Genomic DNA, 14659 nt, shown 5'->3' with positions numbered 1-14659 from the left:
CATATCGATCGGAAAACTGAGCGTCCCCCGGGAAATTCACATGCGCGAAATGCGCCGGCGCAACCAGTCATCATCGATAAGCTGCCCCTTGCGTCGCCAGTCGTTGACCGTCGCCTGCATGCGCTGCGTGTTCCACGCGATGACAAGATTCGTGAGCAACGTCAAAGAGCCGGAGATCGCGATCATTTCATCGCGGCGACGTCCACGTTCCGGCGCGACCTTGCCGATGTAGATTGCCCGCTGGAGCTGGTGAACCGACTCGCCGCGGTTAAGCAGCGTATGCAGTTCGCGACGAAACGCCGCGTTGCTGAAATAGTCGCACAGAAAAAGCGTGCGCAACAGCTTGCCGAGATGATCGGCGCCCCGATGCACCAGGTCGCCCTGAGCGGCGCTGCCGAACCGCTGGAGCGCGACAATCGCACTGACGCGCCCCGACCTGATCGAGGCAACCAGCCGCAGCAGTTCATCCCAGCCATCGCGAATAGCATTGAGCGATATCTCGCAGGAAATCACCGAGGCCAAACCTTCGGGCGCGGCCGTTCCCCGTGGCAAATACAGCCTGCGCTCGGACAGGTTGCGCAGGCGCGGACAGAGATCGAACCCAAGCAATTTCAATACTGCCATTGCCACATTCGTATAACCATGCGTGTCACGGAAAGTCTGAGCAACCCGCCGTCATTACGCGTGTCATTGTGGCGGATGATGCCTTCAATCGCCACACCGGCCTGGCGCTCATTCAGCACGATCGGATGGTTATAGACGATACCGTGCTGGTCCAGCACGTGCGTGTACATACCGACCGCGTGGGTGCGGCGTCGCGGATCGACCCGAGCATAAAAGAGGTGCCGGGACGTATCCAGACTCATTGAATCGCTGGACGCGTGCTGTCCGGTACCCCAGAGTGCAGTGATCGGGTGTGTGCGCTGAAACTCCACCACGCGGTCGTTTGCCCGGGAGAGTCGTCCCGCCATTTCAAGTGCGCGCATCGCAGCCGAAATGTGCGCCGGCTCCAGTTGCGGAATCATGGCCGCCACGCTTTTCGCATCGAGCTCGGTGCCGTGTGCAATCAGTGCCGCGTACAGCGAGACGAGTTCGTGAGCATCGTGCGCCTTGCGCGCCAGCAGCACCTCGCTGAACCCCGTGCGGGCATCCATTTCCATGACCATGTCGGCGAACTGGGCGTTGCCGATTTCCTTGAACATCAGATCGCGCGTGCGTTTCGGTACACCGTCTGTCGGCAACGCTTCGAGCGCTGACAGGTGCAGCGCGCCGTCTGGCCCGATCGTTACTCGCCCGGCCTCACGGGCTTCGTCCAATGCGGCGAGACTCGCCTGGAGGTGGCTCGTCAACCGTTCGAGGAACGGATCGGCTGTCGGTGGCAAACCCAGCGACGACAGATGACGGTCCCGTTCGCTTTCCCATTGCGCTGGCGGAATCAGCAACTGGTCGCGCTCGCGAAAAGACAGACTGTGATTGATCCACACCGAGCCACAGCGCAGACCCTTGCGCAAGCCAGTGAGCGCAGAGGCTTCCAGGGCTCGCAGTGCACGCTTGCGATCATCGCCCTCGACGAGGTCTTGCCAACTGGCGCTGACTGGCACATCACAGTCGCGCGGCAACTCGGTCGCGCCGCTGTCGTACAACTGGCCAAGGAGTTCGATCTGTCGCAAGCTCGGCTCTGCCTCCCGGCCCGCGAACGCCAGTTCGCGCAAGGGCAGCAGCAGATTGCGGATGCGATGGTGATCGTCAGTCAGCGTTTCGCGAACGCTCGCGGCATGACTGGCCGGTGGTTTTTCCGACAGATCCTCAAGCAGCTTGCCGATATCGGCGAGCCTTTCTTCTGCCGGGCGACCTGTATCGTGAACGAGCGCCTTGATCGCAATCAGCTGCTGCCGGTACTCCACGGCCGAGAGGGCCTGTTTCGTCTTCGTCTTGTCGTAGGCGTGCCGAACCAGATCGCAGACGCGACGGCCTGTTTGATACAGCAGCGAATCCGTCAGTTCCAGCAGTGTCACGCGCAGGAAGAACACCAGCTCGATCGTGCGTGTCGACGCTTTCAGCTCACGCGTCTTTGCAGGACGGCGAGCCTGGATGCGCTGCGCGTAAGCGCGCTGCTTTTCGAGCGGGATCGCATCAAGTGTCCACGTATGTGTGCCAAGGTCCTTGAGAAAATGGATCTTCTCGAACGTCTCGGTTATTGTCGTGGGGCTGTGCCGGGCAGGCGGCGTCTTCAGCCATTCGAGCACAGTCATGCCTGAAGCGCCGCGCTGGGTGCACAGAACGGCATCCGCGCGCACCAGTTGCGCTTCCGTGACAGTCGCGCCGATCCTGACGAGCAGGTCGCGTTCGATTCCTGTCCATATCGAGCGGCCCAGATCCCGCAGCGTCCGGTCAGCCGGTATCAGAATCTTGCGCTCGTACAGCCAGCAGCGCGCGTGCTGGATCAACTCGTCGAGGGTCAGGGACTCCCCGGCATCCTGCTGCATCCACGCTTCGAGGCCCTTCAATACATCTGGTCCGATCGACGTGAGGCCGAGATTTTCGCAAGCCCAGACCTGATGGTCATACAGCGTCTTGTAGCGTTGGTAGAGGGTTCGCAGCGATGCAATTGTCGGGGTCGGCAAACCGAGTCTTTCGCCGATGTAGCGCAGCAACTGGCGCGGGATAGTGCCCACATGGTCGAGGGTGTGGCCGCTCGCACGCAGGAAGACCAGCTGGATGGCGGCACCGGCACGGCGATCGCGCCGAAAGCGCTCGTTTATCGAGGCTACATCACTGTCGGTTAGCGCGAAGTAGCGCTCGGCAAACCCGATCCCGACGGGTGGCGTGCCTTTTCCGACACGGAGCCATTTCTGATGTCGTTCGACAAAGACGCCGTATAGCCGCAGCGTGGAATGACTTTCACACCCTACTAAAAGAGCGAAATTGCAGCGGCAAGGTCGCGGACCTTTCAACGTCGATGTCGCAATGGCGCCTTTGCCGCTGGCTCATCCAGTGCTCATGCGTTGCCGAACGCGGCGCACCGGCCGGAAATGGATCCTGGTCATTTCCGGCTGGCGCCGCCTCTTTACCCACGCCCCCTCAAACATCCACGATCACCTCAAACCCACCATAAATCAGCCGCTTGCCGTCAAACGGCATTGGATTCACATCAGGCTGCGACCGCGGATCCGCCATCACCGCTTTCATGCCCTTGTCCCGCACCTGACGCGACGGCCAGACAACCCACGAAAACACCACCGTTTCGTCATCCTTGCGTTTGACGGCCATTGGAAACGAAGTCAGCACGCCCTCCGGCACGTCGTCTCCCCAGCACTCGACCACCTGCAACGCACCGTTCTCCTTAAAGATGCCCGCGGCAGTTGTTGCCTGTTTTATGTATTTTTCGCGGTCGATCGTGGCTACCGGCACGACAAATCCATCGACGTAAGTCATGAACGCGCTCCTTTCTGGTTAAAAAGTCGAATAGCGACGGAAGGTGACGATGCTCGGACGGCGTCACCGCACCACCCTCCTATGAGCACGACGAACGACACGCCGTGAAATCGACACCGATTCTGCTGCCATCAACCGAGCCCAGGGAAAGAACCAGTGGACTGGCCGTTCTCATGGTGTAGCATCCAATCGTTACATCATTCAATGTAACAATAAAAGATGTCATCGTAATGGGCCGCCGCATGCCCATCGGACACGCTATTCGGAGGCAGGTATGGGTGAGACGGCCATTCCACACGTCAACGTAGACGAGCTGGCGCAGTTCCGCGAAGTCCAGCAACTGGCTTATCGGTGCGTCGAACGCGTCGGCGAAATGCTTCAACCGGGTATGACGGAAAAAAACGCCGCCCGGCTGCTGACCGAATGGTTGCACGATCACGGCGTGCGTGACTGGCTGCACAAACCCTTCGCCTGGTTCGGTGATCGTACCGCCTTTGAGGGGTTTTCCGGGCTGTCGCACATGGCCGGCTTTAACCTGGCTTTCTTCCCGAGCTCGCGCCACCTGGAAGAAAACATGCCGGTCATTCTCGACGTGGCCCCCGTGCTGAATGGGGTGATCGCCGATGTCGGCTACGCCACCTGCATCGGCACGAATCCCATTCTCGAACAACTGAAAGACGACCTCGCCGAACACCGCGAACTGATCGTCAGCATGGTCAAACAACGGCGCACGCTTGCCGATGTGGCGCGCACCGTCGACCAGTTGTGCAGAAAACAGGGCGTGGAGCCGCGCCATAAGGCTTATCCGTTCAAGGCACTGGCACATCGTGTCGCGAAGCTGCACAACCCCGCCAAGCCGCGCTTCGTGGCGCGTTTCGGCCTGAACGCCACGCGCAATCTGATCCTCGACCAGACAAGCGCGGGCAAGAAGGGAGGCTGGTCGCCGTTATGGTCGATCGATCGCCGTTCCGAACATGCCCCGACGCCCGGCCTGTGGGCCGTCGAGCCCCATCTCGGCTTTCAGGGTGTGGGCGCCAAGTTCGAAGAACTGCTGGTCATCACCGATGACGACGCCTACTGGCTCGACGACGATCTGCCGCACGTGCGCCGCTGGGCGCAGCGCGGGCGGGTGTTGGCCGCGGCATGACGGAGGCGCACATGCAGCTCTTGACCGAACCCGTATCGCCCACGCTATACGAGACGCCCGAAGCGCCGCACGCCATACAGTGCACCCATTTCACGGTGCGCTCGGGCGATGTGACGCTGGCCGCCAGGGCATGGGGCGACCCTGCCCGGCCTACTGTGATGCTGGTGCATGGCTACCCCGACACCAGCGAAGTCTGGGACGCTCTCGCCGGCTTGTTGGCACGCGATTTCCACGTGGTTGCCTACGATGTTCGCGGCGCGGGGCAATCCACTGCCCCAACCCGCATGAAGGCATATCGCTTAGGAAAACTCACCGACGATTTCGTCGCCGTCATCGATGCCGTCAGCCCTCATCGCCCAGTCCATCTAGTCGCGCACGACTGGGGCTCGATCCAGGGATGGGAATTCGTCACCGAAGAGCGCTTGCGTGGGCGTATTGCCTCGTACACGTCATGCTCGGGTCCTTGCCTCGACCACGTCGCTTACTGGCTGCGAGCGAGATTGCTGCGCCCCACGCCGAGTTCGATCGGCAAGGTATTGGGCCAGTTGGTGCGCTGCTGGTATGTGCTGCTGTTCCACCTGCCGGTGCTGCCAGGATTGACCTGGCGCTTATGGCTCGGCCGCGCGTGGCCGCGGGTGTTGCGTCGGGTGGAAAAGACCGGGATTACGCCGCGCCCGACGCAAACGCAGGACGGCGTGCGCGGCGTATCGCTGTACCGCGCCAACTTTATCCGCTGCCTGTTCACGCCGCGCAGGCGTTATGCGCACGCGCCGGTCCAGGTGATCGTGCCGACGCTGGACAAATACGTGAGTCGGGCACTGTCCGAGGATCTTTCCCGATGGGTGCCGAAATACTGGCGCCGTGAACTGGCCGCGCGGCACTGGGTGCCGGTCACCCATCCCGAACAGATGGCCCGGATGGTGCGCGAACTCGTCGAGCACACCGAAGGCGGCGACGAACCGGAGACTTTGCAACGCGCCCGGATGGATTCAGCACGCAAACCGCTCAGTGGCAAGCTTGGGGTCGTGACCGGCGCGGGCAGCGGAATTGGGCGATGCATCGCACTGGAATTCGCGAAGCAAGGTGCGGCCGTGGTCGCGCTCGATATCGACCTCGCCAGCGCGGAGCGTACCGCTACGTTGGTCAGGTTATTGGGCCATCACGCCTACGCGCGAAAGGTCGACGTCGGCAGCGCCGACCAGATGGAAGCGTTGGCCGACTGGATCGGCACGGAGCTGGGTGGCGCCGACATCGTGGTCAACAACGCCGGCATCGGCATGGCAGGCGGTGTACTCGACACCTCCGCACAAGACTGGGAGCGCATTCTTCACGTCAACCTGTGGGGCGTGATTCACGGCTCACGCCTGTTCGCGAGGCAAATGGTGAAGCGCGGCAATGGCGGCCACATCATCAATACGGCGTCAGCCGCGGCCTTCGCCCCCTCGCGCGACCTGCCCGCCTACGCGACAACCAAGGCTGCCGTGTTGATGCTCAGCGAATGCATGCGCGGAGAACTCGCGGGTCAAGGGATCGGAGTCAGCGCGATCTGTCCGGGCTTCGCCGAGACCGGGATCATGGCGGCCACGCAATACGTCGGCGCGAGCGCGCAGGATCAGGAGCGTATGCGCCAGAAGGCCACCAGGCTTTATCAGTTGCGCGGCCTGCAACCTGAGACGGTTGCGAAAGCCGCGCTCCGCGCGGTATTGCGCAACAAGCCTGTCGTCGCCATCGGCATCGAGGCGCATTCAATGCGATTTATCTCGCGCTACATGCCCAGGCTTTCCCGCATGATCGCGCGCATCAGTATGGCGCCGCGCTGAGCTCGCGTTGACCTCACGCTGAGCTGGCCAACCGGATGCCGGAGACCGTTATGACCCAAGAGCAAACCCAATACAAGATCAAGGCACGCCATGTGAAGTTCGACTGGAGCTACACGCCGATCCAGTGGATTCCTGGCGACCCGTCGAGCACGCACATCATCAACGTGCTGAACCTGCTGTTTCCCGCCGGTGAGTTATGGTTCTGCCGCGTCTATAACAAGGCGCTACCGCTGATCACCGACCCGGCATTGAGAGACGACGCAGAGGGATTTCTCAGGCAGGAAGCGGTGCATTCGCGCTCGCACGGCGGTGTGCTCACGCACTATTACAAGGCCCACGGCATTGATACGCAGCCCTTCACGAAAAAACTCGACTGGTTGTTCGGCAAGCTGCTCGGCGAAGAACCGCTCGGGTTGAAGATCGGCAAAACGCGCTTCTGGCTGCGTCAGCAGCTTGGCGTCATCGCTGCGCTGGAGCACTTTTTTGGTTACCTCGGCAACTGGGTGCTCAATGCCGACGGGCTCGATGCAGCGCACGCCGACCCGACCATGCTCGATCTGCTGCGTTGGCACGGCGCCGAAGAGGTCGAGCATCGCACCGTCGCCTTCGACATCTTCCGGCATATGGGCGGCACCTACTTCGAACGCTGCTTTCACATGCTTTCGACCGTCCTGCTTCTGTTGTATTTTTTGACCCGTGGCGCACGTTTCATGCACGAGCGCGATCCCGATGCCGGCAAGTACCGCGGCTTTATCCTCGGCTGGCGCGCCGGGGCACGCCGTCGTTGTCTGCCGTCGTTCTGGAAAATGATCACAGCAGCGCTACGCTATTTCAATCCGCGCCATACGCCGCATCACGAGGGCTCCACCGAGCAGGCGCTGGCCTATCTCGCCACCTCGCCGGCAGCGCAGGCCGCTGCGCATGGGGGCAATTGGGTTCGGAAGGCGAGTTGATACAGGGAGCCGAACTGGAGTCGTATTTAAACCGCCAACGACGCGTTTTGCGGGAACAGCGCGCGGCGGGTTTCCTCGTCGAATTCCGCCTTCAGCATGAGCTTTTCCTTCAGCGCCTGAGCGCGTGTAGCCGCAGGGCGTGCCGAGATTTCATCCACGAGACGTTTGACGTGCGGATAGTCGCTCAGACCCTTCTCGCCGAAGATGTAGCCGGCAAAATTGGCCCAACCCCATAGCGCCATATCGGCGATCGAGTACGTATCGCCCGCCAGATACTTCGAGACGGCCAGACGCGCATCGAGCACGCGATAGTGGCGCTCGACTTCCTTCAGGTAGCGGTTGCGCGCATACGGCAGCGGCTCCGGCGCATGGTGCTGGAAGTGCACTGCCTGGCCCGAGAACGGCGACAGGCCGGTCGCAACGAACATCAGCCACGACAGCATTTCCGCATGCTGCGACGGCGCGGACGGCACGAACTTGCCATGGGTGGTGCTCAGGTGCAGCAGGATCGCGTGGGAATCAAATACGGGGGTGCCGTTGTCGACAATAGCTGGCACCTTGCCGTTCGGATTGATCCTCAGGAACTCGGGCTTGTGCTGGTCGCCCTTGAAGGTATCGACGGCTACGAGTTCAAACGGCGTTTGCAGTTCTTCGAGCAAAAGCGCGACTTTCAGCGGATTCGGCGACGGATGGAAGTAAAACTTAAGCATGGTATTTCCTTTGATAAGACGAGGCGGATCGCAGCCACGCAGGAGAATGCGTGGCCGATCGTGGACTTGGCGCCTGCCTCGGGATGGCGCCGTTGAATGGGGTAATGCAGGTGGCGTGTTAGCGCTGCGAACGGTCATCGCGTTGACGGCGTATTGACGAACTGAACGATTGCCGGGATGGTCTGCGCGGGCGCTTCTTCCATCAGCCAGTGTCCCGAACCTTGAATGACGATCCCCTGCACGTTCGTATCGATCAGACGAGCCTGATTGATCAGGAAAGTGCCTGACGCCTTTTCCCCGGTCAGCACCAGCATCGGCATGGTCAGCGGGGTTTTAGCGAACTCCGCAAAGTCTTGCGCGTCTTGCGGGAACGCCCGGAAGTATTCGAAGCCCGCCCGCATGCGTCCCGGTTGGGCGTAAGTCGCCGCATACAGTTCGCGGTCGGCCTCCGGCATCGCGTGCTTCGGATCGGCCGCAAAGTCGTTCCAGAAGTGTTCGAAGTAGATCCGCTCGCGTCCTTCAACCAGTTTCAGAGGCGTCTCGCCGTAAAAGTTGAAGTGCCATTTGTCGCGCAATAACCATACTTTCTGCCAGTCGCCCACGCCGGGGAGGAATGCATCCATCAAGGTGATGCTTTCCACTTCGTCCGGATACTGGGCGGCGTAGGCGTAAGCCACCATCAGCCCGATATCGTGGCCGACGATCTTCACTTTGCGATAACCGAGTGCGTGAACCATCGCGTGAATATCCTGCGCCATCGCCTTCTTGTCGTAGCCCGTTTCCGGCATGGCTGAAGCGCCCGCCCCGGGGAGATCAGGCGCAATGACGACACGACGGTCGTCGAGCTGGTCGATGAGCGGCAGCCACATGTGACTGGATTCTGCATAACCGTGCAGCAGTACAACGGGCGTGTCGGCGCCATGCCCGGCTTCCAGGTAGTGCAATTCGACACCATTCGCGTTGATCGAATGGTCCTCGATGCGCGGATTCGTTGTGGCGTGTGCCGCGCCTTGCAACGCTCCAGCCATCACAAGCGCCGCGCCAAGTTGTCGGGATACCTTACGAATAATGTTCATGAACTTCTCCAGTGATGGACGGTTGCGCTTGCGCGATGCTTTGGACGTAGCGCGTGATATTCGACGAGAGACTGGCGATCCTGTGCGTGCTGCAGAGAGCGTCAGATTGCGTAGTGAGATGGTGGACTGCGCACGTGCGTTTGCCGTACGACTTTCCCGATGAACACGTTCGATGGAGTTGCACGTGTTTAAAGCGACTGATTCGCACCTTACATTTTGACATGCTATGATGCGAATCATTCGCATTTACAAAAGTGTCGAATCCACCGATCCGACGCGCCCAGTAGCCCATGGCGGCAAACGACCCGGCCCTGCATCACGAGATGCAGGCGCTCTACAGCAATCACCACGGCTGGCTTCAGGCATGGCTGCGTAAGAAGCTCGGCTGCGCGCATCGTGCGGCCGACCTCGCGCACGACACCTTCGTGCGTCTGCTTGCCCGTGATGAACCGCTCGGTCTGGAGGAGCCGCGTGCGTTCCTGACGACGGTCGCGCAACGCGTGATGGCGAACTACTGGCGTCGCGAGCAGATCGAGCGTGCTTACCTGGAAGCCCTGGCGCTCGTGCCCGAGAGTTTCGCGCCCTCGCCTGAAGAGCGCGCGCTGCTGCTAGAGGCGCTGTGCGAAATCGACAGTCTGCTGGAGCGGCTGCCGGTCGCCGTCAAACGAGCCTTTCTGCTGGCCCAGCTCGACGGCTTGAGCCATGCCGAGATCGCCGCACAACTGAAACTTTCCATCTCGACCGTGAAGCGCCATCTGGTGCGCGCCGGGGCCCAGTGTTTCTTTGCGCTGAGCGCGGCGTGACCAATCGTTGGATCGACGGATGAACGCAAGCGCGAGACCCGATATTCCCCGACACATCGCCCTGCGCGCCGTGCAGTGGTGGATGGAACTGCAATCCGGCGAAAAACACGGGCGCGCAGCAACTCGCGCTGGCGCGGTGGTGCGCCGAGCATCCTGATCACGAACGCGCGTGGCAACACATCTGCGGCGTCAGCAGCCGCTTCAGAAGCCTCGCTCAAGCAAGCACGGGAGCCGCAGGCAATGCGGACGCAGGCGGCGCCGCAGCCGCCCGCGCCGCACTGACGCGCTCCGGCTCGGCGAAACGCCGCGCGAGTGTCAAAGTCCTCACAACCCTGCTGTTCGCCGGGGGCGCGCCTTGGATCGCCGGCGAACACGTACCGTGGCGCGCGTGGAGCGCGGACGTGCACACCGCAGTCGGCGAGCGCCGCACCGTCACGCTTGCCGACGGCACCCGCGTCACGCTCAACACCGACAGCGCCATCGATATCGGCTTCAGCAGCACCGAGCGGCGCGTGCGCCTGATCAAAGGCGAAATCATGATCGCGACCGGCCACGGCGCCGGCGAACAGCGGCCGTTCATGGTCGAGACCGCGCAAGGCAAGTTGCAACCCTTAGGCACGCGCTTCGCCGTCAGGCAGCAGAGCGCGCTCTGCCGCCTCGATGTATTCGAAGGCGCCGTGCGGATCAGCCCACGCGATGCGCCCGGCCGCACGCCAGTCGTTCGTGCCGGCCAGCGCGCCCGCTTTACGCGCGACGACGTCAGCGCGCTCGAGCCGATCAGCGAGAACGACGCGGCATGGACGGATGGCCTGATCGTCGCGAGCGGCACGCGGCTCGGCGATTTCGTGACCGAGCTTGACCGCTACCGCGCGGGGCATCTGAGCTGCGATCCCTCAGTGGCTGGCTTGCGGCTATCGGGCACGTTCCCGCTCGCCGACACTGACCGCGTGCTCGACACCGTGACCCGGACCTTGCCGGTCGAGGTCGTCTTCATCACGCGCTACTGGGGCACCGTGCGCTCGTCCCGCGCCTGAAATTCCGAAACCGGCGCGCCTTACCGGCACTGAAAATTTTTTCGTCTGTTGTGAGCTGTTTTCGAATCTCGCGTGACAAGGGAGATGAGAGCAACACATCGTCTATCTTCCTGCGAGCTTTGAACATGGGACAGTATCGAAAGACCGGCGCCGGCAATGACGGCTACCGCAGCCATGGCAGCCGTGGCGCATTGCGCGCGCGACAGCCGGCACACTTCGCGCGGCATCTCGCGACGGCCGCGCTGATCTCGGCGGGATTGCCATTCAACGTGGCGCTGGCCGCCGATGCACCGTCCGCCGCCGAGGCGCCGTTGCGCAAGAGCTACGACATCCCGGCCGGCCCGCTCGAAGCGGCGCTCAATCGGTTCGGACGCGAAAGCGGGCTGCTGCTGTCGTTTCCGGCGGCACTGACGGACGGGCGCACGAGTGATGGCCTGCACGGCGATTACGAGGTACGGCAAGGCTTCGATCGAATCCTGCGTGGCACGGGGCTCGGCGCGGTGCAGCACTCAAATGGCAGCTATACGCTCGTGCCGCGCTCCGATTCGGCCGCGGACAACGGCACCCCGCGCGACGCCACCCTCCCCGCCGTGACGGTCAATTCGACGACCGTAAAGGCCGGTAGCTACCGGCCACCAGTCGACGCGGTGGTGACGCGTTCGGACACACCGGTGCTCGACACGGCCCAAGCTGTCAACATCGTGCCGGCGCAGGTGCTGCGCGACCAGCGTCCGCGTAACCTGGCCGATGCGCTCGCGAACGTGAGCGGTATCGTGCAAGGCAATACGCTGGCGGGCACGCAGGACACCTTGCTCAAGCGTGGTTTCGGCGGCAATCGCGACGGTTCGATCATGCACAACGGCATGCCGCTCGTGCAGGGGCGCGCGTTGAACGCGGCGGCCGACAGTGTCGAGGTGCTCAAGGGTCCGACTTCGCTGCTCTACGGGATCATGGACCCGGGCGGCGTGGTGAATGTAGTGAGCAAGCAGCCCTTACTCAAGCCCTATCACGCGATTTCCGTGCTCGGCTCGACATACGGACACGGCCGCAATGGGGCCGGCGCGACGCTCGATACAACCGGGCCGATTGGCGACTCAGGCCTCGCCTACCGGCTTGTGGTCGATCAGACCGAAGAGCAATACTGGCGCAACTTCGGCGAGCATCGCGAGACGCTCGTGGCGCCGTCGCTTGCGTGGTACGGCCGCGATACGCAGGTGGTGGTGTCGTACGAATATCGCAAGTTTAACTATCCGTTCGACCGCGGCACGGCGCTCGACCCGAAGACCAACAAGCCGCTCGCCATCTCGAGCCGCGAACGTCTCGACGAGCCGTTCAACCAGATGAACGGCGAATCGAACCTCGCGCAGCTTAGCGTCGACCATCAGATCAACGCCAACTGGAAGGCTCACTTCGGCTACAGCTACAACCGCGAGACCTACGACGCGGGGCAATTGCGCGTGCAGGGCATCAACAGCACGACTGGCGCCGTATCGCGCAGCAACGACGCGACGCATGGTGCGCTCAGTACGGACAGCTACGCAATCGCCTATGTGGACGGCCATTTCGACATTGCCGGGTTGCGCAACGATCTGCAGGTCGGCGTGGACGACGAATACCGCCGCATCTATCGCAAGGACCTGCTGCGCCAGGCCACGAAATATCCGTTCAACTATTTCAATCCGGTCTACGGCCTGGAGAGCCCGTCGACCACGGTGTCGGCGAGCGACAGCGATCAGACCGACACGCTGCACGACCGCTCGTTCTTCTTCCAGGACAGTTTGCATCTCACCGACAAATGGATTCTGATCGGCGGCGCACGTTTTCTGAGCTACAACCAGATCGCCGGAAAGGGCCGTCCCTTCGTCGTCAACACTGACATCAACGGGACCAAATGGCTGCCGCGCGCGGGCGTGGTTTACAAATGGACCGACACGGTATCGCTGTACGGCAGCTATACGCAGTCGCTCAAACCGACCTCGACGATTGCGCCGCTTGCCTCCGGCGTGGTGATCGATTCGTCGGTGCAACCTGAACAGGCCACCTCATGGGAGCTCGGCGCCAAGGTGGCGATGCCCAACGGCGTGAGCGGCACGCTGGCGATTTTCAATATCGACAAGAAGAACGTGCTGGTTCAGCAGTACAACGACGTCACCAAGCAGACCGACTGGCGCACGGCAGGCAAGGCGCGTTCGCGCGGCGTGGAGCTCGACGTGTCCGGCCAGATCGGCCAGCACTGGAGCGTGATCGCGAGTTATGCGTACATTGACGCGAAGACCACCGAGGACCCGCTGTACGCCGGCAAGCGCCTGTGGAACGCGCCGCAGAACACGGCATCGCTTGCCGCGGTGTACGACTTCGGCACGATCTTCGGTGGCGACCAGTTGCGCGTTGGCGCTGGCGCGCATTACGTCGGCGTACGCCCGGGCGATTCGGCCAACAGCTTCTCGCTGCCGGCCTACACCGTCGCCAATGCTTTTGCCACGTACGAGACGAAACTCGGCAATCGCCACCTGTCGTTCCAGCTCAACGTGAAGAATCTGTTCAACAAGACTTACTACCCGTCGAGCGTGAACAAGTACTTCGTATCGGTGGGAGACGCGCGCCAGGTCTCCTTGCTGTCGACGCTTGAGTTCTAGGCAGCCACGGCCAGGCCGCGGCTACACCGACACTGCGCGCACGACACACAAGTACTGCGTATCGGTTGGCGACGCGCGTCGGTCTCCTTGCTGTCGACGCTCGAGTTCTGGGCGTCTGCGCTGTCACTGCGCGTCCGAAACACCCGTTCAAATGATCAACATGAGATTGGATCTGTTATGAAGCTTTGGAACCGTTGTGCTGACAAGGGCTTGTTGCCCGTAAACAAACGCCGAACATTTCTCACCGCGGCAGCCGGCCTTGGCGCCTTACTGGCTGTCACGACACCGGCTGCGCGTGCCGCATCGATCGGGCCACGCGCGGGCAAAAAAGTCGTGATGGTTGTGCAACTGAACGGGCTGGAGCTGGCGGTGGACCAGAAGATCGCGGCACACCTTACCGCGCGTGGCTATAGCGTGCGGATGGTGGATCAGGCGCAACCGCCTGAGGCTGTCGGCGATGCGGATCTGGTGGTGATTTCCTCGACGGTTTCATCGAAGCAGGTGGTGGGTGGCTGGCGTTATTTGACCAAACCGTTGTTGACGTGGGAAAACGATTTGCTTGACGACTTTGCGATGACGGGCAAGCGTCACGACGTCGATTTTGGCGAAGCGGAGAAGGAACGTTACTTGTGGCTGGTCAACGCCCCGCACCCGATAGCAGCCGGCTTGCCGGCGGGCGTAACGAACGTCTATGTCAAACAGGCGGCGATGAGCTGGGGCAAACCGGGCCTTGGCGCGACGACGATTGCGACGTTGTATGGCCAACCGGAGAAGGCGGCGATCTTTGCGTATGAGAGGGGTGCGACGATGGACTACGAGTCCCTGGCCCCGGCGCGGCGTGTGATGTTCTTCCTGAACAACGACACATTCGGCAACCTCTCACCGGCGGGCAACACCCTGTTTGATGCGGCCGTCGACTGGACGGCGGGCTTGATGTGAGGGACGCGGTCTGGCTAATGTGACTGTGCGTAAAAAGGAGAAGGCGCCACTAACTCAAGGACAGCTCACGAGCGCAAGCATGGACGCCCAAGAACAAGCCCGTGAT

Annotated in this window: 12 protein-coding genes and 1 pseudogene; 8 read left to right on the top strand and 5 right to left on the bottom strand. The window is 61.9% G+C overall.

Going from position 1 to position 14659, the window contains the following annotated elements; all coding sequences use genetic code 11:
• Window positions 1-36 precede the first annotated feature (36 nt).
• The 3 genes from B0G76_RS44095 to B0G76_RS25775 form a co-directional block, all read right to left on the bottom strand.
• Window positions 37-624 carry a transposase gene (locus B0G76_RS44095; protein ID WP_259460728.1) on the bottom strand — a complete coding sequence of 196 codons (588 nt, stop codon included), beginning with the start codon at window positions 622-624 and terminating at the stop codon, window positions 37-39.
• A complete protein-coding gene (locus B0G76_RS25780) occupies window positions 612-2954 on the bottom strand; it encodes a Tn3 family transposase (RefSeq protein WP_259460727.1) in 2343 nt (780 codons plus the stop codon). Before B0G76_RS25780 ends, B0G76_RS44095 begins: the two co-directional genes overlap by 13 nt.
• 127 nt (window positions 2955-3081) lie before the next feature.
• Window positions 3082-3435 (bottom strand): DUF1428 domain-containing protein, encoded by a 354-nt coding sequence (locus B0G76_RS25775; protein ID WP_120295018.1) that lies wholly within the window; start codon window positions 3433-3435, stop codon window positions 3082-3084.
• 274 nt (window positions 3436-3709) lie between these two features.
• On the opposite strand from B0G76_RS25775, the gene B0G76_RS25770 reads away from it, so the two are divergent.
• From B0G76_RS25770 to B0G76_RS25760, 3 genes are read left to right on the top strand one after another with little or no spacing between them, the layout of a single operon-like run.
• Complete coding sequence (locus B0G76_RS25770) at window positions 3710-4582, top strand: M24 family metallopeptidase (protein WP_120295017.1); 873 nt, start codon at window positions 3710-3712, stop codon at window positions 4580-4582.
• A gap of 11 nt (window positions 4583-4593) precedes the next feature.
• Entirely contained in the window at window positions 4594-6402 is a 1809-nt protein-coding gene (locus tag B0G76_RS25765; RefSeq protein ID WP_120296805.1) for an SDR family oxidoreductase, read from the top strand.
• A 50-nt stretch (window positions 6403-6452) separates the two neighbouring features.
• A complete protein-coding gene (locus tag B0G76_RS25760) occupies window positions 6453-7355 on the top strand; it encodes a metal-dependent hydrolase (protein ID WP_120296807.1) in 903 nt (300 codons plus the stop codon).
• 26 nt (window positions 7356-7381) lie between these two features.
• On the opposite strand, the gene B0G76_RS25755 is transcribed toward B0G76_RS25760, so the two are convergent.
• Both B0G76_RS25755 and B0G76_RS25750 read right to left on the bottom strand, forming a co-directional pair.
• Window positions 7382-8065, bottom strand: coding sequence for a glutathione S-transferase family protein (locus B0G76_RS25755; RefSeq protein WP_120295016.1), 684 nt, complete (start codon window positions 8063-8065; stop codon window positions 7382-7384).
• A gap of 134 nt (window positions 8066-8199) precedes the next feature.
• Window positions 8200-9141, bottom strand: coding sequence for an alpha/beta fold hydrolase (locus tag B0G76_RS25750; protein ID WP_120295015.1), 942 nt, complete (start codon window positions 9139-9141; stop codon window positions 8200-8202).
• Window positions 9142-9431: 290 nt separating this feature from the next.
• Here B0G76_RS25750 and B0G76_RS25745 point away from each other — a divergent pair, with 290 nt between their 5' ends.
• The 5 genes and pseudogenes from B0G76_RS25745 to B0G76_RS25730 all read left to right on the top strand — a co-directional run bounded on the left by B0G76_RS25745 (window position 9432) and on the right by B0G76_RS25730 (window position 14553).
• Window positions 9432-9944, top strand: a complete 513-nt coding sequence (locus B0G76_RS25745; RefSeq protein WP_120295014.1) for a sigma-70 family RNA polymerase sigma factor — start codon at window positions 9432-9434, stop codon at window positions 9942-9944.
• A gap of 41 nt (window positions 9945-9985) precedes the next feature.
• Window positions 9986-10093 (top strand): annotated as a pseudogene (locus tag B0G76_RS44920) (hypothetical protein); the annotation flags it as partial.
• A gap of 252 nt (window positions 10094-10345) precedes the next feature.
• The gene (locus B0G76_RS44915) at window positions 10346-10978 is read left to right on the top strand and encodes a FecR domain-containing protein (RefSeq protein WP_409076730.1); all 633 of its coding nucleotides are present in this window, start codon (window positions 10346-10348) and stop codon (window positions 10976-10978) included.
• A 125-nt stretch (window positions 10979-11103) separates the two neighbouring features.
• Window positions 11104-13614, top strand: a complete 2511-nt coding sequence (locus tag B0G76_RS25735; RefSeq protein WP_120295013.1) for a TonB-dependent receptor — start codon at window positions 11104-11106, stop codon at window positions 13612-13614.
• A 177-nt stretch (window positions 13615-13791) separates the two neighbouring features.
• Window positions 13792-14553 carry a hypothetical protein gene (locus tag B0G76_RS25730; RefSeq protein ID WP_120295012.1) on the top strand — a complete coding sequence of 254 codons (762 nt, stop codon included), beginning with the start codon at window positions 13792-13794 and terminating at the stop codon, window positions 14551-14553.
• Window positions 14554-14659 lie beyond the last annotated feature (106 nt).

Origin of the sequence: Paraburkholderia sp. BL23I1N1 (assembly GCF_003610295.1) — a bacterium.
Taxonomy (GTDB): domain Bacteria; phylum Pseudomonadota; class Gammaproteobacteria; order Burkholderiales; family Burkholderiaceae; genus Paraburkholderia.
The sequence above is the reverse complement of the archived record's forward strand: the minus strand, read 5'-3'. Positions and strand labels throughout refer to the sequence as shown.

What these genes read in the sequence shown, in the direction of transcription:
- B0G76_RS44095 (WP_259460728.1), bottom strand. Translation starts at nt 624, where the DNA reads ATGGCAGTATTGAAATTGCTTGGGTTCGATCTCTGTCCGCGCCTGCGC.
- B0G76_RS25775 (WP_120295018.1), bottom strand. Translation starts at nt 3,435, where the DNA reads ATGACTTACGTCGATGGATTTGTCGTGCCGGTAGCCACGATCGACCGC.
- B0G76_RS25770 (WP_120295017.1), top strand. Translation starts at nt 3,710, where the DNA reads ATGGGTGAGACGGCCATTCCACACGTCAACGTAGACGAGCTGGCGCAG.
- B0G76_RS25765 (WP_120296805.1), top strand. Translation starts at nt 4,594, where the DNA reads ATGCAGCTCTTGACCGAACCCGTATCGCCCACGCTATACGAGACGCCC.
- B0G76_RS25760 (WP_120296807.1), top strand. Translation starts at nt 6,453, where the DNA reads ATGACCCAAGAGCAAACCCAATACAAGATCAAGGCACGCCATGTGAAG.
- B0G76_RS25755 (WP_120295016.1), bottom strand. Translation starts at nt 8,065, where the DNA reads ATGCTTAAGTTTTACTTCCATCCGTCGCCGAATCCGCTGAAAGTCGCG.
- B0G76_RS25750 (WP_120295015.1), bottom strand. Translation starts at nt 9,141, where the DNA reads ATGAACATTATTCGTAAGGTATCCCGACAACTTGGCGCGGCGCTTGTG.
- B0G76_RS25745 (WP_120295014.1), top strand. Translation starts at nt 9,432, where the DNA reads ATGGCGGCAAACGACCCGGCCCTGCATCACGAGATGCAGGCGCTCTAC.
- B0G76_RS25735 (WP_120295013.1), top strand. Translation starts at nt 11,104, where the DNA reads ATGGGACAGTATCGAAAGACCGGCGCCGGCAATGACGGCTACCGCAGC.
- B0G76_RS25730 (WP_120295012.1), top strand. Translation starts at nt 13,792, where the DNA reads ATGAAGCTTTGGAACCGTTGTGCTGACAAGGGCTTGTTGCCCGTAAAC.